The organism is Mycolicibacterium arenosum (assembly GCF_024320865.1).
In the GTDB taxonomy this organism is placed as follows: Bacteria; Actinomycetota; Actinomycetes; order Mycobacteriales; family Mycobacteriaceae; genus Mycobacterium; species Mycobacterium arenosum.
On sequence record NZ_JANDBD010000020.1, the window covers coordinates 1 to 24614 of the forward strand.

Sequence of the window (24614 nt, forward strand, 5' to 3'; positions counted from 1 at the left end):
CCTGGCCCCTTCTTCACCCGACGCGACGATGTCAACACAACCTCCAGAATCTAGAGAAGTGTTGCGACCGTCCCTAGAAACCACCCCGGAACAGGCTGCTCACAATTCAACCGGAGCTGACAGTTGATACACGTAGGCGTACCACGACGCGAGACCCTGCCTGCTCGTCACCATCGCGTCCTGCAGCGCGGCCGGGTGAGGACTGGAAAGCGACGACAAGGTCCAGACCCGCTCGGGATGCTTCGCGGCAAAACTCCACGCGACCAGGCCACCGAAGTCGTGTCCGACCAGGTGGATTCGATCGGCGCCGCTCGCGTCGACGAGCGCGCCGACGTCTTCGACCAGCTCGGCGGTTCGGTAATCACGGCGACGAATCGGTCGTGCGCGTGGCGAGACCCCCCGCTGGTTCGGCGCCAGGCACCGATAACCCGTGCTGGTGAGACGAGGGATGACCTCGTCCCACGCCCGGTTCGTCTGCGGATGGCCGTGCAGCAGAACGACAACAGGCGCATCCGAGGCTCCGCTGTCCCGAACGTCGAAGCTCAAGTCACCGCGAGCGAATCGATCCATGGTGTACATGATCGCGCCTGAACCGACGCTCGTCGGCGATCAGCGCAGATCGCCGGGGACGCCATCAGCTGCCATCGATACGTTGAAGCCGAGGCCCACCCGCCACCGCGCCCCGTGCGGCGGCCACCCCCGTCGGCGCGCGCTGGACAGACTCCCGTCCACGCACCCGCTCCCGCCGTGTTGGAATGGCACCGGACGAGTGAGACGGGGGTGCGGATGGCGGACTCAGCGCGGTTGCTGCGCACGACGATGGCCGCGTTCACCGTGGTGGTGCTCGCCGCGTGCTCCACCACGACCGAGGGCCGGCCGGTGATCGCCGCCGACGAGGTCCAACCCGACGGCGCCGTCATCGCCCGGATGAACACCGGCCCGTACGCGACCACCCCGAGCCCGCCGATCGGCACCGCCGGTGACGACGTCGTGTCGCAGGCCCTCATGGAGGCGCACCGGCTCGGGCCCTACGCCACCGGACCGTGGCAGGTCTTCGACGAGCTCATCGAGCGGGGCCCCGTGGAGTTCAACTGGACCGGGCCGATCTCCGCTCTCGACCAGCTGCGCAGATCGCAGATCATCTCGGATCCGCTGGTCGACGCCGCCGCGAAGCACGGCTTCTTCTCGGGTTTCAGCAGCTACCGGCTGACGCGCAGCGGCACCGGGCGCGCCATCAACAACGTCGTCCTGGAGTTCCCCGACGCCGCCGCGGCCACCGCGGCGGCCGACGAGATGGCCGCGGTCAACCTGCCCCCACAGGGTGGGCCCCCCGGCAGACCCGTCGCGTTGATGTACCTCCCCGACGTCCGCGCCATGCGCTACGACAACTCCGATCGATCCGCGTTCGTGCAGACGGTGGCGACCAGTGGGCCGCTGGTGCTCTTCGGGTCCAGCTACGCCGGCGCCGACTCCAACGTCTCCGCGGAGGTCCTGGCCGGCGGCCTGATCACCGCGCAGAGCAAGACGATCGCCGGATTCGCGCCCACCGAACCCGCGAAACGCGCCGACCTGCCGATGGACTTCACCGGGGACCTGTTCTCCCGCACCCTCGGCGCCCCCGACAACTCCGCCCCCTTCATCATCGGGGAGTGGGAGCCGGCCGGCTGGCTGCACTTCGAAGCCGACCCCATCACCGCCAGGGCCCACTTCGACGAGGCCGGACTCGAGGTCGTCAGTCAGCGGCTCACCACCGTGTTCCGCACCCACAACGTCGACGGCGCCCGGCGGCTGGCCGAGGCGATGGCCGCCGAGATGGCGGCCACCACCGACGTGGAACCGGCCGCCGCGGTGCCCGGCCTGCCCGCGGCGAAGTGCTTCGTGCGCACCAAGGGTGCCCAACCCCCCGACGTGTCGATCAGCTGGCGGCGGGTGGCGTGGCGCTACAAGTGCGTGGCGACCGCCGACCGCTACACCTACACCGCCTTCTCCAACACCGAAGCCGACGTGCACCAGCAGACGGCCGCCCAGTACCGCATCCTCGTCGGCAAGTGAGCCGTCGCGGTAGCCTCGCCGGGACCGACGACCGCACCGATAGGACTCCGATGCCCGCACCCGCACCCCGACCGGCGGGCTGAGCGTGCCGCTCGACCCCGGCGCGGTGGTCTCCGGCTACCGCATCGAACGGATGCTCGGCTCCGGCGGCATGGGCACCGTCTACCTGGCCCGCAACCCGTCCCTGCCGCGGTACGACGCGCTGAAGATCCTGCCGATGGAGTTCTCCGGCGACGCCGAGTTCCGCGCCCGGTTCACCCGCGAGGCCGACCTCGCCGCCGGCCTAGACCACCCCAACGTCGTCACGGTGTACACCCGCGGGCGGACCGACGACGGGCAGCTCTGGATCGCCATGCAGTACGTCGCCGGCAGCGACGCCGACGCCGAGGTCAAGGCCGGGCGGATGACGCCGCCGCGCGCCGTCGCCGTGACCGCCGAGGTGGCGCGCGCCCTGGACTACGCCCACCAGCGGCTGCTGCTGCACCGCGACGTCAAACCGGCCAACTTCCTGCTCGCCCCCGGCGGACCGGGCGAACCCGAGCGGGTCCTGCTCGCCGACTTCGGCATCGCCCGCGCCCTCGACGAGGCCGCCGGACTCACCGTCACCGGGACCTTCGTGGCCACCGTGGCCTACGCCGCCCCCGAGATCTTCTCCGGGGGCGCTGTCGACGGCCGCGCCGACGTGTACTCGCTGGGCTGCTCGCTGTACAAGATGCTCACCGGCACCACCCCCTACGGCTGGGCCGGGAACATGGCCGGGATGGCCGCCGCGCATCTCACCGCGCCGATCCCCCTGATCACCGACCGGATGCCCGCGCTGCCCCGCGCGCTCAACGACGTGTTCGACACCGCGCTGGCCAAGGACCCCGCCGCCCGCTACCCCACCGCCCGTGACCTCGCCCGCGCCGCCGCCGACGCGCTGCACGCACGTCCGGGCGCACCCCCTCCCGGTCCGCCCCGCACGCCGCCACCGGCGACCCGGCCGTGGTCCGCCACGACACCGCCCACCCCGCCTCCTCCGTCGACCCCGCCGCCGCGGCCCTTCACCACCGGTCCCGCGGGCCCGCCACCCGCGCACCGGCCGAAGCGTCGCCGGCTGGCGATCCTGATCACCCTGGCCGCGGTCATCGCCCTCGCCGTCACCGGCACCGTCATCGCCCTGACCCGCGACGACGGCCCGAACGCACCGCAGTATCAGGCGCAGACCTTCGTGCACACCCACGGCAGCACCCGGCTCGACGCGAAGCCCACCGCCGTCGCCGCGCTCGGCCCCGGCGACGCCGACGCCGTGCTGTCCCTCGGCGTGCAACCGGTCGTCCTCACCGCCCCCGGCGGAAGACTGCCCGACTGGGAACGCGGCCTCGTTCAGGGCAACCCCACCGTGACCGGCGCGATCGACGTCACCGCCGTGACCGCCGCGCACCCCGACGTCGTCATCGCGACCGGAGACATCGACGACGCCACCTACACCGCCCTGTCCGCGGTCGCGCCCACCATCACCCGACCGCCCGACACCGGGCAGTGGTCGTGGCAGGACCGGCTCGACTGGATCGGGCGCGTCCTCGGCGACACCGAGCGCGCCCGCGGCCTCGTCGAGGACGCCGCCGCCCGCACGGAGGCGCTGCGCGCGGACCATCCGGCGTTCGACGGCAAGACCGTCCAGGCGGTCGACGTCACCGACACCGGCATCACCGCCGCCCTGAGCGGCTCCAACACCGCCGACTACCTGGAGGCCATCGGGTTCCGCTACGCCGACGCGCTCAAACGCACCGCCGACGACACCGGCGACACCCGCCCGGTCCCCGACCCCGCCGCCCTCAACAGCGCCGACGTCGACGTCCGCCTCGTGGTGCGCACCGACAGCGCCGCCGGCAGCGGATACAACGGCCTGCCCGCCGAGTTCACCGGGAAGGGTTTCAAGGGCACCACCGTCATCGTCGACGACCCGAACATCGTCGCCGCGCTGACCACCGGCGGCTACGCCGCCACCGGCTGCCTCGACACCGCCCTCGTCGACGCGATCGCCCGCCAGATCCACTGAGTCGCAACGGATCCGCGCTCACGCGCACCGCCCACCGATCACCGGGCACACCTCCGGATCGAACCCGGCGCGGTCGCGGTCGCGCAGGAACCGCCCGGTCGGCGGATACCTCGGATTGAGGCGGCGCGCCGCCACCAGCACGCTGACCGCCGCCGCGCCGGCCCGCCGGACTGCCAGGGCCGCCGACTGGGCGTTCGACCCCGTCGTCCACACGTCGTCGAACACCAGGACGTGCCGCCCGGCCACCACCGCGGGATCCACCACGGCGAACTTGTCCGGGCTCACCACCCGATGGCACGTCGCCGCCGCGCCGGTGCGCAGCACCTCGTTCACCGGCACGCCGACGTCCCGAAGCAGACGCGAGAACGGATGGACCCCGGCGCGGAACGTCAACGACGGCAGCGTCGTTCGGACCGCCACCGGCGACCCGACCGCGGCCTCGATACACGCCGAGTGCCGCGCCAGGTTCGCGGCGACGACCGCGCCCAGCAGCCCCGCCGCCCGCTCGCGCACGGCCCGCAACGGGTGGTCCTTGTAGTCGCGCACCAGCCGACCGGACTCCTCCCCGGCCACCGCGTACACCAGCGGGACCACGAGGTCCGCGGTCCCCGCGGTCCCGGCGTGACCCCGACAGTGCCGACAGAGGGGCACACCCCGCGGTGTCGGCTCCCCGCAGACCCGGCAGGTCACCGGCGGGCACCGCACCACAGGTCGAAACGGGTTCCGAGTTCGTCCGTCATGCGGCGCGACGGTAGGAGGACCCACCCACCGCCGAACCGGTCCCCGGTGATGCCGACTGCGGTTCTCGTGGATCGACGGTCTCTCGTGCATAGCCGACAGCCGCCGTAACCTTCAGCTGTCGGGTGCCCTGCCAGAATCACGATGATGACCGCCGCCGATCCGCCGGTCCGCGACGTCGTCGACGGCTTCGACCTCATCGCCGACCGGCCCATCCCCTACGGCCGGCTGCCTCGCCGGGCCCGCACCGTCTTCGGCGAGGAGTTCCGACTCTGGGGCGACCTCGCCGACCAGACCGTCGGCACGCTGACCGGACACCCGAAAGCCGGGAGGATCACCGTCGACGCGCTGCTGGCCGCCGCCCGCGAGGCCGCAGGCGACGCCGGATCGGCATCACCCGGCCCTGACGACGGCACGCCCGCGAACGAGGCAGTGCGGCGTCTGCTGAACCGGCTGGACGACTACGACCGCGAGCTCTTGTCGGCTCGCGGGTGGGCGCTGCGCCCGTCGACCATCGCCGAGACCGCGGCCCGCCTCGGCGTATCCCGCAACAACGTCGTCCACAACCAGCCCCGCGCCCGCCGCCGCCTCACCGAGCTCCTCGAGCAACCCGAGCACGCCGAGATCGTCCACGCCGCGGCGTATCTGCGCTGGCGACTCGGGCCGGTCACACGCGCGCACACCGTCGGCCGGATGTTCGGCGACCTCGGCCTGCGCATCGACTCGGATGCCGGGCAGCTGCTGCTGCACGTGGCCGGTCCGTACGCGGAGGCAGACGACTGGCTCGAAATCCCAACCGGTGCAGGCGGTCTCGCCGACGCCCGTGCGATCCTCGATCGACTCACCCGTTTCGGCGCCCCGACGACCGGCGTCCTGGTGGACGGGCTCGCCGCCATCGGCGTCCCCGCCCGCACCGCCGAGGACCTCATCCGAACGCATCCGGGACTGCAGTCCTACGGCGAACACTGGGTGGGTCAGGGCCCGACCGCGGTCGAGAAGATCACCGCCGCACTGCGTCTGGTCGGTGAGCCGGTCGCCGTGGAGGAGATCACCGCCGGCATCGGCGAGGAGATCGACGAGCAGACCATCCGCGACGCCCTGCGCCGCGACGACCGGTTCATCCGCGTCACCAGGACCAGATGGGCGCTGCGGGTGTGGGGCGGCGTCGAGTACACCGGCCTGTTCGACGAGATCGCCACCTGCATCGACGCGCACCGCGCTCCGGTGCCCACCGACGCGATCGTCGCCGACATCGCCGCGGCCCTCCCCGACGTCAAGCGGACGTCCGTCCGCGGATACCTCAGTGCGCCCGGATTCGTCATCGAAAACGGCGCGGTGCGCCGACGCACGGCCGCCGACGGCTGGCCCGCTGTCGCCCCGCTCAACACCGTGCGCGGCGTCTTCCGCAACGGGGCCAACGAGATCCGCGTCGCGCTGCCCGTCACCCGAGACCTGCTACGCGGCTCCGGAACGGTCGTCAGCCCCGCCCTGGCCACCGCGCTGGGTGTCCATCCCGGCGGGCGCCGGCAGTTCGACGGCCCGACCCACGACGTCACCCTGTCCTGGCGGGAGTCCGCCCTCAACGGCGGCCGCTTCGGTTCGCTGCGCGCACTGGCCACCGACCTCGGCGTCGCTCTCGGCGACACCCTGGTCCTGGTGTTCGACGTCGTGACCGGTGGCGTCCACGCGGTGCCGTTGGCCGCCGATACGAGCGACAGTGCCCGTCTGCGTGTCCTTCTCGGCCGAACGGGCGATAGGCCGGTCGCCGACCTGGCTCTCGCCCTGGACTGCACACCCGAGCAGGTGCGTGAACTGCTCCACCGACGCGGCGACGGCCACCTGCTGCCGGTGCCGGAGTGAGTGGGAGCCGTCAGCCGGGCAAACCGCGGTGTGCGGGCGCCGACTTCGCCGCCATCCGACGAACACCCCTCACCGGCGTGAGCCCGAGCAGTGCAGCGAGCTGGCTATGGACTGCACCGATCCGCCGCGATGCAGCCGCACTGCGGACAGCCCGCTGGCGCGGAGCGGTTCGGGCATCCTCCACCATTGGCGGCGTCCATCTTCGTGAGTCGCGCGAACAGTCCGATTCCGATCAGTGCCAAAACCGAACCGCTGCGGTAGCACGGGTTGAGTGCCCATTCGTCAACGGCAGACTCGCCCAGCAGCAACCACCAACCACGATCGGGTGGGGGCCGAAGCCAGTGTGGAAACCTTCACCTACCGGGGCCGGAACAGATGACCGCACTCAGGCCGCAGCACGTGAGCGGATCGGTTGAAACTAAGGCTCGGCGAAACAGGTGCGCTGAACACCCTCCGCCGCAAGGTTGAATGGATCGGTGGGCGCGGCGCGGGGGGCTGATGCGCGATTTTCGCGACTCGCTGATCGTCTACGGGGCCCTGGAACACTTCTGCGGGGGCGGCGCTGTACTGCCAGCTGCTCGACCTCAACGAGGGCTGGGACGGGGCCCGAGTCACGAACCCGGCCGAGCCCCCGATTTCATCCGGTGGCGCGGAGATCCGGGCGAACCACTCCCGCAACGTCTCCGACTTCGCCGACCTTCCCAGCGCCTCGACCCGTGCCCCGCGGCGGTCACGGGGACACGCCACGACCGCACCGGCGCCGCCGTCACCCGCGGCTTGAATCGGCGGCACGACCTTCTACGGTATTCCGATCACGGGCTCGACCGCCGGCCGAACGCACCAGCTACGACGAGACGAGGTCGACGATGGGAACCGTAAACGCATTCGGCGACCGGCTGACCTTCTCGGGCGAGGTGTTCATCAACCCGTCGGCAACCCGGCAGTGGGTGAGCGTCAAGCTGTTCGCCCTGTCCGACGACCTCGACGACCGCTCGGCACTGACGGCGATGATCGCTCACGTTCGCTACCGCGACAGCTACGCCGGCACTGGCGATCGGGACATGGTGACATCCACGGCCCCTACCAGCTGAGCGCGATCACCCCCGACGTGTTCACCGCGGCCGATCCCGGCGACGCAGAGACGCTGATCCGCACCTGGGCCGTTCGTTACACGCGGTGGGACGACGCCCACGAGCGGGTGACGGAACGCGAAGTTCACCGACGGTTTCAGCGTGCCACCGTGATCTTCGAGCTCCCCGACCTGCGCGCCAACGCCGAACACGACTGGGGGTACGTCGTAGGCTGTGACGGATTCCACGAGTACGTGTGCGTCGACCGCGGCGCGCGTGAACTGGCCCTGATCGTCGCCAGCGACGACTGAGACGCCCTTCGCGGCTCACGATTCGGCGTCGTCGCCGACTTAGGACGACGCACCCTCGGTGACGGCGGACTCCGCCGCTGCGCCGATGCCGCCGTTCCGGTCGATCGTCTCGGTGGTGCGGGCACCCCAGACCGGGTCGAGGGCTTCGACGAGCAGACGCCAGTACGCCGTGGCGACCCGAGTGCGCAGGTGATCGGGCATCCCGTCGGCCGCGACCGGCGTGGCGGCCGACCACCGCCAGGCCAGCATCTTGGCGACGTCGTCGACGATGCGGTACAGCAACTCCTCCAGCGTGCCCGTCGCGATCGTCTGCCACCCCACCTCGGAGTCGCGGCGGTACCGCGGCCCGTCGGGGCCGTACAGATCGAATCCGGTGACACCGCCGGCGATCAGATCGCCGATCGGCGCCTCCACCGGCGTGTCGGTGCCGGGGTGGATACCGGTCAACGACGCCAGTTTCGCGATCAGCAGCGCCAGTCGGCGACGGAACTCCGCCACCCCCAGCGCCGGGGCCTCGACCTCGCCGTCCGACAGGGTCTCGACCCGCGGAGGCGGAGACTCCACCGCAGCCGCCGGAGGCGGTGCGTCGTCCACCGCGACGGGCGCAGGCGGCACCCGGACCGGCGCGGGCGGCGGCGGAACCGGCGCGGGCGGCGGCGCCGTGTCGACGTCGTCGATGCGGCCGATCGCCACCACGTCGATCTTCGCCGGGTCGAGGAAGCGGTCCCGCCCGAGCGTCTGATCCACCACGTAGGCGATCTGCACCTCGAGATCGCGCATGCCTGGGTGCAACCGGCGGTTGGGGTCACTCACCCACACCACGATCACCCCGGTCCACAGGAACGGCCCCTGCTTGTCGAAGCCGAGGAACTCGGGCTGGCAGCGACGACGGTCGAAATCGGCGGGCAGCCGGTACTTGATCGGCTCCTCCAGTGAAGCGCACCAGTACTCGCCGTGACCGAGCACGTCGGGCAGGGAGGTGATCGTCGTCGCGGTGAACGGGGCGCGGGCGACGAGATCCGGCGGGCCGCCGACGGCGCGAACGACGAACTGCGACACGGCGGTCTACTCCGGATTCCCGCGGCGACTATTCCGCGACGTCAGCGCGATCCCCGTGCCGCGCTTGCCGATTCGCCCGACGGCGCGACGCCGCCCGACGGCGTCGTCTACGGCGGCCACGGCGGTCCTCGTCCCTCGGTTCGTCTCGGACGTGTCCGCCCGCGTGCTCGAAAGTCTATAGCGCGCCGTTCGGCGGTCGGTGCACTGAAAAATCGCCGGGCCGACCCCCGAACGGTCTTGCACCGAGGGCGGTCGGGTGGCCTCCGCGGAGCCACTCAACCACTTCCCTCGGCGGGTCGCCCAGTGTGACCGACGGGTCCCCGTCTCCGTCAACCCGCACCGGCGTCCAGTCCCGGTGTCACCGCGGGGGGTTGACGGCGCCACCCCGCCGGTCCGACCGGGCCCGCGCCGACCGGCGCATCCCGATGACGAGACGACGGAGCACCCGATGAACCACCCCGACGACGACCACGATCCGGCGACTGCCCGGTACGACGAGGACTGGGAGCGCTGGTGCGGATCCGCCGTAACGCCGGTGCGACAACTCAAGCGCGGCGCGAAGGTCCGCGTTCAGGACGGCCGACGCTGGATCACCTTCCCCGACGAACGCCGCGGAGTCCCGGTCGTGATCGACATGCCCGTCGACGCGGCCACCGGGTCCTGCGACCGCGGCCGACACGACGCCTGCCCGCACCGCCTCGGCGGACCGCAGGAGGGCGGCGTCACCCTCAAGTTGTCGCTGCCCGGATTCACGTGGCGCTGCGGCTGCCCGTGCCACCGCGACCCGATGCGCGCCGGCCGGCTGTTCTGACCGAACCGGATCCGGTCCGCCCCGAACGCCGCGGGCGGGCCGGATCCCTCCTGCCGCCAGTCGATCCCGTGCCGTCACCTCTGCCCGCGCCCTGGGGGCGCGGGCCCGGCCGCCTGCGGCGTCCATGGGAGCCACTCACCTACTAGCCGTTAGCGGGTCGCCCAGTGTGACCGACGGGGGCCCGTCACCGTCAACCCACGCCCGGCACGGCTCGCCCGTTCTCCGCTGCGGCGCGCTCCGCAGGCTCCGCGCGCCTGCGCTGCGCCCGTGCGGCTCCGACGGCATTTCCGGCCCTATCGGAGCTCGCTGCGCTCGCGGGGCCGGAAATCCGCCTCCAGCCGGTGCCGGGCTCTGCGGGGTTGACGGCGCCACCCCGCCGGTCCCCCGACCCCCGCGCCAACTCCGGTGCACATCACCTACCCGAACGGAAAACATCATGCGTACCGAATTCACGGACTTCGTTCCCGCCGCCCTCATCACCCACACCACCGCCGCCATCCGCGGCCTGCAGCGCGCCGACATCTCCGTGCACCACGCCCGCACCACCGACGCCCGCATCTCGATGACCTTCACCGGGATCCACATGACGATCTACTCCTGCGACGCCGCCCAGGGACTGCTCGAGGCCTTCGACGCCGCCCGCGGCCACATGGCCAACCTGCCCCGCGAGATCCCCTCGCCCCGTGCCGAATCCGGGTCCGCACGCATCGCACTCGCCCTGGAATGGACCCGGCGCCCCCAGTACGCCGTCCTGGCCCAGACCGCGCCGAACAAGGCCGGCACCGCCGCCGTCCACTGGCTGGACCTCTACACCGGACCGGTCACCTGGCAGATCCGCGACCAGATCGGCCTGAAGTCCACCATCGCCCTGCTCACCCAGGTGCACCGCACCGCCGCCGCCGTCTTCCTCGACGCCGCCGAGCACAGCGCCGACCCCACCATCCACGTGGAGTGGTGAACCGGGCGGGCGGCCGGGTCCCACGCGGGCCCGGCCGCCCGCGCGTCGCCCGGCCGCCGGCCGCGATCCAGCGCGCCGCCCGCGATCACACGATCACCACGTGATCGCATCACCCGGTCACGCCGTCACGGGCGTCGACCGGGGGTCACGGCGGCCGAACGCCCGTCGGTGACCGGCTCCGCCCCACTGGGCGGCGGTGGCACCCCCTGTTCCGCCGCGGCGCCGGCGGCCTGCTCGGCCGAGGTGGACTGCGCGGCCGTCTTGAGGAACTCGCGCACGCGACCGATGGACACCCCGGCGGCGTCGGCGATGGCCGGCACCGTCTCGCCCCGCAACCGCATCCGCTGCAAGGCCCGACCCGCCGCGAGCCGGTGCGAGTCGCGGCGCCGCTCCGCCTCCGCGTTCAGCGCCGTCGTCTTGGCCGCCAGCCACGCGTCGACCTCCGCGACCCTCGCGGCCTGCACGGTGAACTCGGTCAGATCGCCGATGTTGGCCCGCTCCCGCGCTTCCCGCGCCGCGGCGGCGTCGCGCTGGCGCTCCAACAGTCGGGCCCGCGCCTGCTTACGGCTCGTCGTCCTCTCCATGGCGGCGATGCTAAACCGATCACCCCACGCGTCCGGCGATCGTGAATGCCGGGCCTCCCGCGCCGGCGGCCCGGCGCGCCGCACCACCCCGGTTCCCGTTCGATCTTGCCCTCCCGAGCCACTCCCGTTCCCCGTCCTCACGTCGTCCGGATCCCGCTCGTCCCAGCGTCACCCGTCCCCCACCCCCGTTCGCCCAAGTCCCGCACCCGATTGGTCACCAGCCGTCAGGGCCTACCGGCCCCTCCCACACACCACACACCTCTTGCACTCAGGTCACGTCCGCATAACTCCCGTTCAGGAGGGGTGCTGTTTACGATCGCCGGAGCCGTGGGGTGATCGTCTTATCGTCGGCGTGTGACGCGGTCATGATGAGCACCCACAAGCTCACCGCCGGAGACGGATACCTGTATCTGGTCCGGCAGACCGCCGCGCACGACGCCGAAAAGCGCGGCCGCACAACGCTGGCCGACTACTACACCGACAAGGGCGAAACACCCGGCGAGTGGACCGGCCGAGGGCTGTCCGCGTTCGGCGACCCCGTCGGCCGCGAGTTCAGCACCGACACCGAGGCCGAGCTGTGGCGCATCGACCCCGGATCGCAGGTCACCGAAGACCAGATGCGCGCCCTCTTCGGACTCGGACTGCACCCGAACGCCGGCCGGATCGCCGAACATCTGATACTGCGCGGTGCTGGCAAAGCCGCGGCCACCGCGGCGGTGAACCTAGGGCGGCCGTTCCTCATCAACGACGCCTCCACCGAACTGCAGCGCCGCCTGGCGGTTGCGTTCCGCGACCACAACCTCAGTACGAGCCGCCCGTGGAACGCGCCCATCGACGAAGCGCTGCGCGCTCGATTGAGGACCGACATCGCGCGCGACATGTTCGCCGCCGAATACGGCCGTCTACCGTCGGATGAGCGGGAACTGACCGGGTTCATCGCCACCCAGTCCCGTGACCAGACCACCTCCACCGCCGGGTACGACCTCACGTTCAGCCCCGTGAAGAGCTTCTCCGTGCTCTGGGCACTCGCCCCACTCGAGCTGTCGAAGACGTTGGAGCAGTGCCATGACCGGGCCGTCGCCGACACCCTCGAGTTCCTGCAGGACCACGCCGCCTTCACCCGCATCGGCGCCCAGGGAGTGGCTCAACTCGACACCGAAGGGTTCATCGCTGCCCGCTTTGTGCACCGCGACAGTCGCGCCGGTGACCCCGATCTGCACACCCACATCGCCGTCTCCAACAAGGTCCGCGCGATCGGAGCCGACGGCGTCCCCAGGTGGCTGGCAGTGGACGGACGACCGCTGTTCAAGACCACTGTCGCGGCGTCGGAGTTCTACAACACCCGCCTGGAGGCGTACGCCACCGAACTCGCCGGGGTGGTGTTCGAGGAACGTCCCGCGACCGAGCGGGGGAAGCGTCCGGTGCGGGAGATCGTCGGTATACCGACCGATCTGTGCGAGATGTTCTCCACCCGACGCGCCCTCATCCGCGACCGCTACACCGATCTGGCGAAACGCTTTCAGTTCGATCACGGTCGCGAACCCACCACCATCGAGGCGATCGCCCTGCATCAGCAGGCCACCCTTGAAACGCGAGTGGCGAAGCACGAACCGCGTTCGTTGGCCGAGCAGCGTCAGCAGTGGCGCACCCAGGCGATCGAGCATCTCGGCTCCCAACACGCCCTGTCGACGGTGCTCGTCGGCATCCACGCACAACTGCCCCTGCAGACGGTGGTGGTCACACCGGAGTGGGTCGCGCAACAGGCTCGCCTGGTCGTCGACACCGTCTCCGCATCGCGGTCGAGTTGGCAGCGCGTCCACGTGTACGCCGAAGCCCAACGCCGTATCCGTAATACCGGCATGGCGTCGGATTCGCATCTCGCGGAGTCCATTACGGCGGCCGCTCTGGCCGAGCCGTTGAGTCGCGCACACGCCCGTATCGTCGATTCCGACCTTGGGGAACCCGACGTGCTGCGGCGTCGTGACGGCGCGAGTGTCTACACCACCCACGGCACCGCCCTGTTCACCAGCGTCGATGTTCTGGCCGCCGAGAAGCGCATCCTGCGCGCCGCCGGACAACGCGACGGCCGCCGCATCGACGACGAGACCGTCGATCTGGCGCTGCTCGGGTTGAAGACCACCCGTGGTCGTGAACTCAACCCAGGCCAGCGTGCGGTGGTGCGGGAGATGGCCTGCTCCGGTGCGCGGGTGCAACTCGCTCTCGCACCCGCCGGGTCGGGGAAGACGACCGCGATGGCCGCGCTGGCGCGGGCGTGGGAGGAGTCCGGCGGCACCGTCCTGGGCCTGTCCCCCGGCGCGAACCAGGCCCAACTGCTGCGCGAGGACATCGGCGCCGAGTGCGACACCGTCGACAAGTTCATCTGGCTCCACCAACACCCCGATGCTCACAACGATCCGGCGCGACAGTGGTTCGACGCCATCGACGAGAACACGCTGATCATCCTCGACGAAGCCGGGAAAGCCGGCACCCGCCAACTCGACGCCGTCATCACCACCGCCCTCGCCCGCGGCGCGAGCGTGCGTCTCATCGGTGACGACCAACAATTGGCATCGATGTCCGCGGGTGGGGTCCTGCGCGATATCGACGCCACCCACGGCGCACTCACCCTCTCAGAGGTGATTCGGTTCCGGTCGCGCGCCGAAGCGCACGCCGGTCTCGCGCTGCGAGACGGGGATCCGGCCGGGTTGGCGTTCTACGCCGATTACCACCGCATCCACGTCGGGTCCGACGACACCGTCATCGATCAGGTCTACCAAGCGTGGTCCGACGATCGGAACCGCGGTTTCGACAGTGCGATGCTCGCCCCCACCAACGACATCGTCACCCAACTCAACGAACGCGCTCGCCTCGACCGACTCACCCGAATCACGGAGAGCGGCAGCCCCGTTCGGGCCGCGGACGTCCGCGAAGCTCAGCTGGCTGACGGCCTGCGTGCGTCCGTTGGCGATATCGTGGCGACCCGCCGCAACAGGCGCACCCTACGCCTCGGCGGTACCGACTTCGTGCGCAACGGCTACCGCTGGCGCGTCGACAACGTCACCCGCGACGGCGCACTCACGGTCGCACGCCTCGACACCGGCCAGAAAGCCGTCCTGCCGGCCTGGTACGTCCGCGCCCACGTCACCCTCGGCTACGCCTCGACGATCGACGCTTCGCAGGGGATGACCATCGGCAACAAAACCACCACCGGCACCTGCCACGTCGTCGGGTCGGATCGCCTGACCCGCCAACAGCTCTACACCGCCATGACACGTGCCACCGACGGAAGCCACGTGTACCTGGCGACCGCGGAGACCGACGCCCACAACGTCCTCACCCCGAAAGCCACCCACCCCGACACCGCCCTCGACGTCCTGCAACGCGTCCTCGCCCGCGACGGCGCCGCGGTCTCGGCCACCACCGAACAACGCCGCACCGAGGACCCGTTCCAGCGGATCGGGCACGCCAGCCGGATGTACGTCCACGCCATCGGCGCCCTGGCCGAACACCACCTCGGCGCTGCCGCGATGGCGGCGATCGACGCCGCCGCCAAACAGGTCCAGCCGAACCTGACTGCCGCGGGCGGCTGGTCCACCCTGCGGCTGCACCTTGCGCTGCTCGCCATCGCCGGCCACGACCCGATCAAGCGGCTCGAAGCCGCTGCCGCACAGGGCGACCTGACCAACGCGGCTGACCCGGCAGCCGTCCTGGACTACCGCCTGGAGCCCGGTGCCGACACTCGCGACGCCGGTCCCCTTCGGTGGCTGCCGCCCCTTCCCGAAGCTCTGATCGACAGCACCGACTGGGCCGACTACCTGCACGCGCGCCGCGACCTCGTGACCACCCTCGCCGACCGGATCCGGTACACCGCCGCCGGATGGGATGCCACCACCGCGCCCCGCTGGGCCCGCCCCCTCCTTGACGCGAATGCGGGAGTGCGGGCGGAGATCGCGGTGTTCCGCGCCGCCCATGACGTGCCCGACCCGGACACCCGACTCACCGGGCCCGAGCAGTACGCCACCCGCGACCGCCGCGCCCAGAACCTCCTCGAAGACATGGCCGCCCGCGAGATCGGCCACACCGCACCCGACCATCGTCGCTTCCATTACCTCGACCGCCTCGACCCCCGCATCCGGCGCGACCCCTACTGGCCGCAACTCGCAAACCGCCTGACCGAGGTCGCTCGCACCGACGTCGACGTCCGACGGCTCGTCGCCGACGCCGCCGCCGACGGGCCACTGCCCGACCAGATGCCCGGCGCCGCGCTGTGGTGGCGCCTGGCCGGACGCCTGCACCCCGCCGCCCTCGAGACCCGCGCCGAGTACCTGCGCCCCGACTGGCTACCGGACCTGCACCGCGTGTTCGGCTCCGCGACAGCCGGAACCATCGTCGCCGACCCGGCGTTCGGCGGCCTGGTCGCCGCCATCGACACCGCCGACCCCGAACGCTGGACACCGATCGAGCTCCTGCAGTTGGCGCACGAACACCTCCGCGACCACGACGACACGCTGCGCCGGGATGAGTACGCCCGACTGCTCACCTACTCCATCGACCTGTTCGCCACCCCGAACCCCTACGACCACATCGACATCCCCGCCTACAGCGACGCCGACATCCCCGTAGACACCGACGAGGAGGAGGCACTCATTCACCAGGTGCCCGACCCCAGCCACGCGCCGACAGTCCCACCCGACGACGTCCTGCTCGAGATGCTCGGCCTCGGTCACGGCGGCCACCTCATCCCACCCACCGACCTAGAAGACCTCCCGCCCGACCTCTTCGACTACGACACAGACGATTTCGCGCTCACCTTCGACGACCTCCTCACCGAACGCCCGGCACCCCGCCCCCTCAACGAGGTCGTGGCGGACGTCAGGGCGTTACGCGAAGCCAAACACCGCGCCACCGAACACCTCCGCCACCTCCAGGACCGCGTCCGCCGCAACGACGGCCCCGCCGTTCGCGCCGCCGCCGAACTCATGGCGGAGCTCCGCGAACGCGCGGCGGCCGACCGCCCGTACGCGATCGCCGTCCAGGACGTCCTCGCCCGCTGGGCCGACGCCGACACCGACTACCAACACGCCCTCGACTACGCGCGCTACACCCGGGACCAACTCGCGCTAGCCGAAGCCGAAGCCGAAGCCGACGCAGACATCGACCGACTCGACGTCGAATCCGCCCGCGCCGCCGTCAAGCTCGCCACTTTCGCGATCCCCGATGTTTCACCTGCAGAACGTTTCCACCGCGAGCTCACCGGGGTGATGGCCGAGCGCGCCGAGGCCGCAGGTGGCGCCGACCGGATCGTCACCGACGGGACGGTGGAGGCCGCCCGCAAACAGGCCATCGCCGACGACGCCGCCGCAGTGGCCGCGGCCCGCGCTCACCGAGACCGCCTCCGCACCGACTTGGATCGCGCAGAAGCCGCCACCGCAAAAGCCTTCGCCGAAGCCGACGCCCGCACAACCGACTACGTTCTCGACCACATTGACCAGCTGCACACCGAACTCGCCATGCTCCGCGCCGCCGGCGACTACCGCATCGAACGCGCCATCCACATCGACCCCGACGCCGTCAGCCACCTCCCAGACCTCACCGCCCGCGGCATCACCAACCTCGCGCGAAGCGGCTTCACCGTCACCGCCGTCCACGCCGGCGACCTCAACACCACACGTCGAGCGCTAGCCGTCCTCCAGGCCGCGGCGTCGGCGCAAGATCGCACCATCCTATGGTGCTCCCCCACCGACAAGCACCTGACACGGCCTATCGACTGCGACGATTGGAACTCCGGGCTCTCACTCGCCCACGTCCACGGTCAGGTCTGTCGACGCGAGCGCCAAATCGACTCCAGCACAACCATCGTCGTCGAATACGCCGCGCAGGCGGATCCGGCCATCCTCGTGGACCTCGCGGACCATGTGGCGGAACATCACGCTCGACTGATTCTCCTCGATGGCGACGACTGCGGACGGCCTTCCGCACCATCCAGACGCATCTTCAAGCTCCTGCAGCAGGACCTGCCCTGGTCGGTCACGCTCACCGTTGACGAAGCGACACCCGCACGCAGCGCCGCCCGGCCCGATGTCGACCCCGTCATCGATCACGCAGCGCGATGTGATCGCGCGCCTCTGCCGTCGTCCATCACGACTGCCCTGAACGAACGCGACGTTCTCCGGCTACGACACGCCGCGAGCAGCCGACTCGACGCCGACATCTGGCGGGTCATCGAAACCCGGCTGCCTGTTCCTACACCCGGACTAGAGCGTTAGACGTCCTACATAAGCTCCGGTGCGAGCTCAACCGCGGGCGAAACGGAACTCGCGACCGATTTGACCCGCACACAGAACTGGCATCGGCCAGCGATCACCGTCTTTCATCATCGCCGCCCCGAGTCTCGACCTCGGGACGCTGAGAAGTCCAGTTGCCCTACCACGGCTTGATATCCGTTCCGGTTGTCGTTCTCAGGATGCGGCGCGGGACGCGAGAAGCATCTGCGAGGGCGGGACACGATCTCCTCGTCGAGGTGTGGTGGCCCCGCGCGCCGCTTCATCGCCCGGTCGAGTTCAAGCTCTAGGCGATGTTCGTTGGTGTAGCCCAACCCCGCGACCGCCGCGCGCTCCACGTGGACGAAGTTCTTTAAGTACTCGGCAGAGGCGCCTTCACTCAGACCTCTGATCTAGACGCGCCCTACCCACCGGGGCTGTTCCTGATACTTGTCGTGGCGTCGACCCACCACGCGCTGCGCTCGCGGACGGCAGCAGTCCTCCACATCACATCCAGAAAACGGAATCCGCAGCTGAAAACGACTCGGCAGCCGAGGGTGAACCGGTGGCAGGCGCGGGTAATCAAGATGCTGCTGGCGTATCCCGCGGCCGCCTCGGTGGGCGACGAGGTGATCGCAGCTTTCCGCAGGTGGCGAGTCCGCATGTGCGCCACCCGGTCACGATTGACGGCGAGCTGTGGTTCGTGTCCGTTGTGCGAGCCGCCGCGGCGGCACCGTGAAACCCTGAACGCGAATCACTACCTCGTCGAGCACGGTGAGCTCCGTCGGAGTCCTGCTCATCATCGGCGCGCCCTGGCCGTACTCGTCCGCCTGAGACGCATCTTCACCAAACAGATCGGCAACCGCAAGGTACGCGCTGATCGCCCGCTCGACGCTACTGAACCTCGCGCAGTTCGAGTCGCGGCTCGGACTGGCCAGCGGCCGCCCGCACCGACCTCCGCGACCGAAGGTTTCGCGACAGTCGCTAAGCGGGTCTCACATAGCGTGTTTCGATCTGGGCGACGCGTTCCTCGAGGGCAGCCAATCCGAGCACCACGACGCTCAAGAGCTTCGCCTCGTACTCATCGTCGCTCAGGTGGCCGTCCACCCTCTGCGCGACAACAGTCTGCAGATCACGCGATAGCTGCCGCCGGCCTTGCGGAAATCGAGCTCGAGGAGCCTGTTCACATCGTCGTTCATAGCCACGGAGCTTAAACGGGTCGCTAGGTGAACGTGCGCCGCCGCGGAGGCTCGGCGTCGATCACCTAGCACGACGGACTGCGGGGCCCGGCCACTCATCGACCCTGCTCAGGTGACCGTGGTCGCGCGACCGTCGGGGAGGTGGAGAGGGTGAGACTCGGACCAGGGTGACTGGTTTGGTGAGATTCTGGGCGGGCCCCGCCGACTCCACTATCAAGGGGGATTGGAGTCGGTCGAGACCCTGAGCAAGCGCGGCGGAGGGTGACGCGGCGGTCGCCTGAAGACAATTTACAATCACCATCGCCGGCATCTCCGGCGTTCCGCCGGATTCATTCCCGGCATGACGGTCCGCGGCTGCCGTCTCGGGAACTATTGTGGTGGCGTCGAACAGGCGGTAATCCGACCCATCTTCAGCGCGGCCTACGCCGAATCAGTGTGCAGGATGATCACCGCTCTCAGACGTCGGCAGCGAGACGCGTCTACGCCACCCCGACGTGCCCCAACAACCCCAGGCCCCCACCAGTGATTGCCGGGCACGCTGGCGATGACGGCACCTTCGCGCAACGCGCAACAACCGCCGTCGAGGAGATCGCCGAACGTCGCGCCCCCGTTGGAGCAGACTTTGGGCATGCTGATGTTCGTCTGCGACATCAGCGCCGACCAGGCGTTCGCAATACTCCGCACGGTGTCTCAGGACCGCACCATCAAGCTGACACTGATCGCCGAGCAGATCTCGAAGGATTTGCCCGAACTTGCCCGGTCCAACCGGTTCGAGCGTCGCATGCATATAGACGGAATCCTGTCGAATGCACATCGGCGCGTAGTGGACGCCACCGCCCGCCTCCTGAACGAAGAGTCCAACAACTTTTGACACCCCGTGACACCGCATAGCCGCAGCTGTCACGGGTACCTGAGGCAACGGAATGATTCGCAGTCCGGACTCCGATTCGTTCAAGACTTTGGTGGTTCGGCCTATGAGCCACCAAGGGCGACCTGCGTACATCCCTGGCGGGGCCAACGTCAGTTATTTGACGATCTGGCTTTCGCTCTGCTCAGGGTGTTGCGAACGTCATAGAGCAAATCGGGTGATTTCCCTGTTCTTCGCTAGCCGATCGAGCTGAACGTCCGTAGGATCATTCCACATGCAATTAGCTCGAGCTGCCGACGACCTTCAGAACTCGGCGGTCGAGGACCGTGATAACGCGCTTTGCCAGTGTGGGCATCGCTACGCTGAGCATTCGATATTCAACGCGTGTCACGGGTGCACGGACTGCAGCCGATACGACCACCCAACCGACGAGCACGACCATCCGTACGCCCGCTGCACATGCGCGGAGTTCGAATTGCTCTGTGCTGTCAGCTGCATTGCGCTTGTAACCGCCGGCTAGACCAGAACCCCCGGATCACATCTTGTGCACACCCGCGGACTGTGCAGGATTCGGCGCGACGACCAGCGTCCGGGGTGGCTGATGGTCGCGACGCACTCGTTGCACCGCGGAATCGTGTGGCCGCCAGAACAGACGACGCCGCCCGGGAGGCGCGCGGCGGACGCTCGCCCGCGGCCGAGCTCGAGGCCGTCCGGGCAGTGCGTGGGCGCGGTGCCGCCCCAGCTCTTGCGGGTCTGGACGATCTGGCCGACGCGCCGCTCCATCACGGCATTTCCAGCTACGTCGACATGACCTCGGCGCCGACCCCGGGGCGTCCAGCACATGGTGATCGTCGGCGACGAGTTGCGCGACGACGCCGCAACGCTCTTCGGGACGCACGTTTCCACGTCGATCTGTTGGCGATGGTCCTGCGCGAGAAGGAACGCATCACCGAGAATGTCGCCGTGATGTCCAGTCGCCGAGCCGGCATCGAACAAGCCGAGGGTGCGCTGACGGTGATCTACGGCATCGCCCCGGAGGCGGCTTTCAAGATCCTGCGGTGGCGTTCACAGCAGACGACCACGACTCTTCGCGCGCTCGCCGTGCAACTGGTCGCGGACTTTCAGTCGCTCGACGCCGAGAACGGGCCGCCGTCGCGTGCGGTGTGCGACCGTCTGGTGATGACCGTCCATGAGCGGACGCCGCGCTGATCCGGCGTTGCCCGACGCTGTTTGGTCCGCGGTGCCGCGGGCAGTAGTCCCCTGTGAGCGACGAAGACGATCAAGCGGTATACGCCGAGTTTCAGGACGCGGTCAACATGACCCCGAAACAACTCGAGGACTGGCTGGACACCGACGATTCGAAATCCGTCGGGCAGAAGTCGGGTGACGGCGAGTCGGCGGGGCACGCCAGCGGGCGTCGCATCGTGACGATCCTGCGAACGAAGAAGGACGATCTGTCCGATGACGACGTGAGCCATATGCGGAAGGTCAACGGCTACGTCAAACGCCATCTGGCGCAACGACCGTCAGGCGACGTGAGCGACACTCCGTGGCGGTACTCGCTGATGAACTGGGGCCACGACCCGACGAAGTAGCGCCGGTGCGTGACGGCCCCATGTCACCGTCGTCTCGCCGAGGCGGATGTCAGGTGCCCGGTTTACGGGGTCGGCGCGTGTCCCCGATGGCGCCCCAGCGGACACCGCCGTCGGTCCCAGCGCAGATCTCGGTGGATAGGACGTCCTCGGCGGCCAAACCTGCTGATCGTTACCGGTGCGTTCGACATCCTCGACGCACCGGTGGGCCGATCTGACCTGAACTTGGCGTTGGTCGTGGATGAGGACGTCATTTGTTCGTGAATGTTGACGTCAGGTTCGGCGGGATCGGGTGTGGTGTGTTCGTGAATGTTGACGTCACTTGTCGGTGGTGTCGCGGCTGCGGAGTGTGTGGGCGAGGCGGTAGGAGTCGGTGCCGGTTTCGATGATGTTGCCGCCGAAGGTGAGCCTGTCGACGATGGCTGCGCAGAGTCGTGGGTCGGTGAAGGTCTTGGTCCATCCGCTGAAGGCTTCGTTGCTGGCGATGCCCACGGATGCTTTTTCTTCGCGTTCGGTGAGAACTTGGAAGAGCAGTTCGGCGCCGCGCTTGTCGAGGGCCATGTAGCCGAGTTCGTCGATGCAGAGCAGATCGACTCGCCCGTAGCGGGCGATCGTTTTGGTGAGCGTCATTTCGTCGGCGGCTTCAACGAGTTCGTTGACCAGTTTGGCGGCGAGGGTGTATTTCACCCGGAATCCTGCCATGGCGGCTTCGGCTCCCAGGGCGATGAGCAGGTGGCTTTTTCCTGTTCCGGAGTCGCCGATGAGGCAGAGGGGTTGGCCTTTGCGTACCCAGTCTGCGGTGGCCAGGGTGTTGATGACGGCGGGGTCGACGTTCGGGTTTGCGGTGTAGTCGAAAGTGCGAAGGGACTTTTCGCGTGGGAAGGCCGCGGCGCGGATGCGGCGTTCGGAGCGTCGGCGGGCACGGTCGTCACATTCGGCCAGGAGTAGTTCGGCGAGGAAGGCGCGGTAGGACTGCTGTTGGCGGGCGGCGGTGTCAGCGGTTTCGGGGAAGTGGGTTCGGATGGTGGGAAGTCGCAGCATGCGGCAGGCCTGGTCGATCGCGGCATCGGCGGCTTGTTCGGTGAGTCCGCGACGGGTGGGAGCGTTCATCGGCGGGGTCCTTTCGGTTGGCGTCTACTGCGTGCTCCGTCGGAGAAGCTGGTCATAGGCGGTGACTGAGGGCGGGGGCCGCGTGTCGATCGGTAGGTGGGTTAAGCGGCGCTGTGTCAGTGACGACACGGCTGGAGTGTCGGTCGGTGGCGGGTTGGCGGTGGTGATGTCGGTGCCAGTCTCAGCGGCTTTGCGGGCCTCAAGGGCAACGGCGTCAGCGGTGAGTGCTCCGGCTTGCAGGGCGGCGTTGATGCCGGCGATGACGTGGCGGTGGTCGGTATGTCGGTGCAGGAGAAGCACTTCGATGAGTGCGCGAGTGCCGTCGGTGTCGCCATGGGCTTTGCAGGCTGCAGCCCACCACGCGTCGTGGGCTGCGGTGAAGGTGCCTGCGCGGCGGGCCTGCTCTAGGGCTGTCGCTCCGGGCAGGGCGCCGGGCTTGCGGACGAATGCTTCCAGGTAATGGTCGAGGTCGAGGCGGGAGCCGCCTTTGGTGAGCAGTCGCTCGTGGCTGGCGACGAGTGTTCTGCCGTCGTAGACGGTGAGGTCTGATGCGTTGAGGAGTACGCGGGTTTGGCGGCCGATGAGCCGTGAGGGTACGGAGTATCGGTTGGTGCGGACGGTGATCTGGGAGTAGCGGTCCACGCGCGGTGTCACCCAGAGTCCTGTCTCGAACGTTTCTACGGGGAGCGGTTTGAGGAGTTGACGCTCGGCGTTGAAGGACTCGGCCACGGTGTGGGCGCGGTGGCCGATGCGACGCCGATCGTCGGCCTGGTCGTAGCTGTCGATGAGTTCGTTGAGTTCGTGCAGTGACTCGACTTCCGGTACCGGCACGAGGTGATTGCGGCGGAACCGACCGATGTCGCCTTCCACACCGCCCTTCTCGTGAGCGCCGGTGATTCCTGGCTGGCAGTAGAAGGCGTCGATGTCGAAGTGCGAGCGAAACGCCACCCAGCGGTCTGTTTCGACGCGCTGGCGCGAGAACCCGATTACCTGTGCCACAGCGGCTTTGAGGTTGTCGTAGCGGATCTTGCCGGCGGGCACTCCGCCGAGGATCTGGAACGCATGCACGTGGCCTTCGAAGAACGCCTCCTGGCCTCCGGTTGCAGAGGCACGATGAACAGCTTTGCCCGAGTACGACATCCGTAGGGAGAACAGGTGGCAGGTGGTGAGTTGGCCACGTAACCGCACGCCGATCTCACCAAAGTCGACTTCGGCTTCGCGGCCGGGCAAATGGGTTTGCGGAACGAACACCCCGGGCGCGCCACGGCCGCATTCAATGCTGATCTCGGGTCGCCGTGTGGCCACGTACGCCCGCACCACGGGGTAGGACACGTCATCCATACCGAACTCAGTGCGCAGGCGGTCGACGATGCGGGTCACGGTGTGGCGTTGCTTGCGCGGCGCGTTGAGATCGGACCGCAGAATGTCGTCGATCGCGGGTTTGAACCCGTCGAGTTTGGAGGCTCTGGTGGGATAAGCAGCGCGCTGTTGGGGCCAGGCCGATGTGAGGGCGGATTGCACAGTGCGCCATCCGACGCCGTGTTTGCGTTGGATCTCTCGACCGGACAGGCCTGCGCGGGCATCGCGGCGTATCGCCGCGTACAGCTCAACTCGTGAGTTCCGAGTCATCAGCGCCGGTGAGCTCGGCCATCGCGTCGATCACGGCGGCCAGGTATGTGTTGATCTGCTGCTGACCAGCCACGTCGTGCCGGTCGCTGATTGAGTTGAGCGCCTCGACGAGTGGGCCGATGGCGGTTTGGGCGCGCATGGCGGCCGTGTCGGTGACCTCAAGGATGACTCGGCGTCGATCGTGAGGGTCGCGATGACGCCGGACATAACCGGCACGTTCGAGTCGGTCGGCCAGCACCGTGGCTGAGGCCGACGACATTCCCAAACGCCGGCCCAGCTCGGCCGGTCCCGCGGGCGGTAGTCCCACGAGATGTTGCAACGCCGCCAAGTCGTTGAGGGGCAATCCGAGTTCACGGGCCATCAGTTGATTGATCGGCCCTGCGAGCCGGACGACGAGGGCGACCATGCTGGCCAGATCGATACGGGTGGCGGTGGCGACAGGCATCGCGCGATCCTTCACTCTGTAAGGTGA

General features: G+C 69.2%; 18 protein-coding genes. 11 read left to right on the forward strand and 7 right to left on the reverse strand.

Annotated features, from left to right (window positions below):
- Positions 1-99 precede the first annotated feature (99 nt).
- Positions 100-570: an alpha/beta fold hydrolase gene (locus tag NM203_RS31930; RefSeq protein WP_408633447.1), complete on the reverse strand. Its 471-nt coding sequence runs from the start codon at positions 568-570 to the stop codon at positions 100-102.
- Between the two features lie 216 nt (positions 571-786).
- Between NM203_RS31930 and NM203_RS31935 the strand changes: the two genes are divergently transcribed.
- Entirely contained in the window at positions 787-2052 is a 1266-nt protein-coding gene (locus tag NM203_RS31935; RefSeq protein ID WP_255065019.1) for a DUF7373 family lipoprotein, read from the forward strand.
- An 85-nt stretch (positions 2053-2137) separates the two neighbouring features.
- Positions 2138-4093: a serine/threonine-protein kinase gene (locus tag NM203_RS31940; RefSeq protein WP_255065021.1), complete on the forward strand. Its 1956-nt coding sequence runs from the start codon at positions 2138-2140 to the stop codon at positions 4091-4093.
- Between the two features lie 18 nt (positions 4094-4111).
- Here NM203_RS31940 and NM203_RS31945 read toward each other — a convergent pair whose 3' ends face one another.
- The gene (locus NM203_RS31945) at positions 4112-4687 is read right to left on the reverse strand and encodes a phosphoribosyltransferase (protein ID WP_255065022.1); all 576 of its coding nucleotides are present in this window, start codon (positions 4685-4687) and stop codon (positions 4112-4114) included.
- 291 nt (positions 4688-4978) lie between these two features.
- Here NM203_RS31945 and NM203_RS31950 point away from each other — a divergent pair, with 291 nt between their 5' ends.
- The 3 genes from NM203_RS31950 (at position 4979) to NM203_RS31960 (ending at position 8072) form a co-directional block, all read left to right on the forward strand.
- Positions 4979-6691: an RNA polymerase sigma factor gene (locus tag NM203_RS31950; RefSeq protein WP_255065023.1), complete on the forward strand. Its 1713-nt coding sequence runs from the start codon at positions 4979-4981 to the stop codon at positions 6689-6691.
- An 866-nt stretch (positions 6692-7557) separates the two neighbouring features.
- Positions 7558-7782 carry a hypothetical protein gene (locus NM203_RS31955; RefSeq protein WP_255065025.1) on the forward strand — a complete coding sequence of 75 codons (225 nt, stop codon included), beginning with the start codon at positions 7558-7560 and terminating at the stop codon, positions 7780-7782.
- Positions 7783-7799: 17 nt separating this feature from the next.
- A complete protein-coding gene (locus NM203_RS31960; RefSeq protein WP_255065027.1) occupies positions 7800-8072 on the forward strand; it encodes a hypothetical protein in 273 nt (90 codons plus the stop codon).
- Between the two features lie 39 nt (positions 8073-8111).
- Here the strand turns inward: NM203_RS31960 and NM203_RS31965 are convergent, their stop codons facing one another.
- Entirely contained in the window at positions 8112-9131 is a 1020-nt protein-coding gene (locus NM203_RS31965; RefSeq protein WP_255065028.1) for a hypothetical protein, read from the reverse strand.
- A 448-nt stretch (positions 9132-9579) separates the two neighbouring features.
- On the opposite strand from NM203_RS31965, the gene NM203_RS31970 reads away from it, so the two are divergent.
- Together NM203_RS31970 and NM203_RS31975 are read left to right on the forward strand one after the other, a co-directional pair.
- The gene (locus NM203_RS31970) at positions 9580-9942 is read left to right on the forward strand and encodes a hypothetical protein (protein WP_255065030.1); all 363 of its coding nucleotides are present in this window, start codon (positions 9580-9582) and stop codon (positions 9940-9942) included.
- Positions 9943-10378: 436 nt separating this feature from the next.
- Positions 10379-10900, forward strand: coding sequence for a hypothetical protein (locus NM203_RS31975; protein WP_255065032.1), 522 nt, complete (start codon positions 10379-10381; stop codon positions 10898-10900).
- 125 nt (positions 10901-11025) lie between these two features.
- Here NM203_RS31975 and NM203_RS31980 read toward each other — a convergent pair whose 3' ends face one another.
- A complete protein-coding gene (locus NM203_RS31980) occupies positions 11026-11484 on the reverse strand; it encodes a hypothetical protein (protein WP_255065034.1) in 459 nt (152 codons plus the stop codon).
- A gap of 365 nt (positions 11485-11849) precedes the next feature.
- Here NM203_RS31980 and mobF point away from each other — a divergent pair, with 365 nt between their 5' ends.
- The 4 genes from mobF to NM203_RS32000 all read left to right on the forward strand — a co-directional run bounded on the left by mobF (position 11850) and on the right by NM203_RS32000 (position 21406).
- On the forward strand, positions 11850-17750 hold the full coding sequence (gene mobF, locus NM203_RS31985; RefSeq protein WP_255065037.1) for a MobF family relaxase: 5901 nt from the start codon (positions 11850-11852) through the stop codon (positions 17748-17750).
- Between the two features lie 1737 nt (positions 17751-19487).
- A complete protein-coding gene (locus tag NM203_RS31990) occupies positions 19488-19814 on the forward strand; it encodes an ANTAR domain-containing protein (RefSeq protein WP_255065039.1) in 327 nt (108 codons plus the stop codon).
- 633 nt (positions 19815-20447) lie between these two features.
- Positions 20448-21020 carry an ANTAR domain-containing protein gene (locus NM203_RS33420; RefSeq protein WP_255065041.1) on the forward strand — a complete coding sequence of 191 codons (573 nt, stop codon included), beginning with the start codon at positions 20448-20450 and terminating at the stop codon, positions 21018-21020.
- A gap of 53 nt (positions 21021-21073) precedes the next feature.
- Positions 21074-21406, forward strand: a complete 333-nt coding sequence (locus NM203_RS32000) for a DUF3140 domain-containing protein (protein ID WP_255065042.1) — start codon at positions 21074-21076, stop codon at positions 21404-21406.
- Between the two features lie 315 nt (positions 21407-21721).
- Here NM203_RS32000 and istB read toward each other — a convergent pair whose 3' ends face one another.
- The 3 genes from istB to NM203_RS32015 are packed head-to-tail and all read right to left on the reverse strand — an operon-like array spanning position 21722 to position 24602.
- Positions 21722-22513 (reverse strand): IS21-like element helper ATPase IstB, encoded by a 792-nt coding sequence (istB, locus tag NM203_RS32005; RefSeq protein ID WP_255065043.1) that lies wholly within the window; start codon positions 22511-22513, stop codon positions 21722-21724.
- A gap of 24 nt (positions 22514-22537) precedes the next feature.
- Complete coding sequence (gene istA, locus NM203_RS32010) at positions 22538-24142, reverse strand: IS21 family transposase (RefSeq protein WP_255065045.1); 1605 nt, start codon at positions 24140-24142, stop codon at positions 22538-22540.
- Positions 24120-24602: a MarR family winged helix-turn-helix transcriptional regulator gene (locus NM203_RS32015; RefSeq protein WP_255065046.1), complete on the reverse strand. Its 483-nt coding sequence runs from the start codon at positions 24600-24602 to the stop codon at positions 24120-24122. The genes istA and NM203_RS32015 overlap by 23 nt, the downstream gene beginning before the upstream one ends.
- Positions 24603-24614: the final 12 nt, after the last annotated feature.

Coding starts and splice junctions, on each gene's coding strand:
- NM203_RS31930 (WP_408633447.1), bottom strand. CDS start 570: ATGGATCGATTCGCTCGCGGTGACTTGAGCTTCGACGTTCGGGACAGC.
- NM203_RS31975 (WP_255065032.1), top strand. CDS start 10,379: ATGCGTACCGAATTCACGGACTTCGTTCCCGCCGCCCTCATCACCCAC.
- istA (WP_255065045.1), bottom strand. CDS start 24,142: ATGACTCGGAACTCACGAGTTGAGCTGTACGCGGCGATACGCCGCGAT.
- mobF (WP_255065037.1), top strand. CDS start 11,850: ATGATGAGCACCCACAAGCTCACCGCCGGAGACGGATACCTGTATCTG.
- NM203_RS31950 (WP_255065023.1), top strand. CDS start 4,979: ATGACCGCCGCCGATCCGCCGGTCCGCGACGTCGTCGACGGCTTCGAC.
- NM203_RS31955 (WP_255065025.1), top strand. CDS start 7,558: ATGGGAACCGTAAACGCATTCGGCGACCGGCTGACCTTCTCGGGCGAG.
- NM203_RS31935 (WP_255065019.1), top strand. CDS start 787: ATGGCGGACTCAGCGCGGTTGCTGCGCACGACGATGGCCGCGTTCACC.
- NM203_RS31980 (WP_255065034.1), bottom strand. CDS start 11,484: ATGGAGAGGACGACGAGCCGTAAGCAGGCGCGGGCCCGACTGTTGGAG.
- NM203_RS31970 (WP_255065030.1), top strand. CDS start 9,580: ATGAACCACCCCGACGACGACCACGATCCGGCGACTGCCCGGTACGAC.
- NM203_RS31990 (WP_255065039.1), top strand. CDS start 19,488: ATGACGGCACCTTCGCGCAACGCGCAACAACCGCCGTCGAGGAGATCG.
- istB (WP_255065043.1), bottom strand. CDS start 22,513: ATGAACGCTCCCACCCGTCGCGGACTCACCGAACAAGCCGCCGATGCC.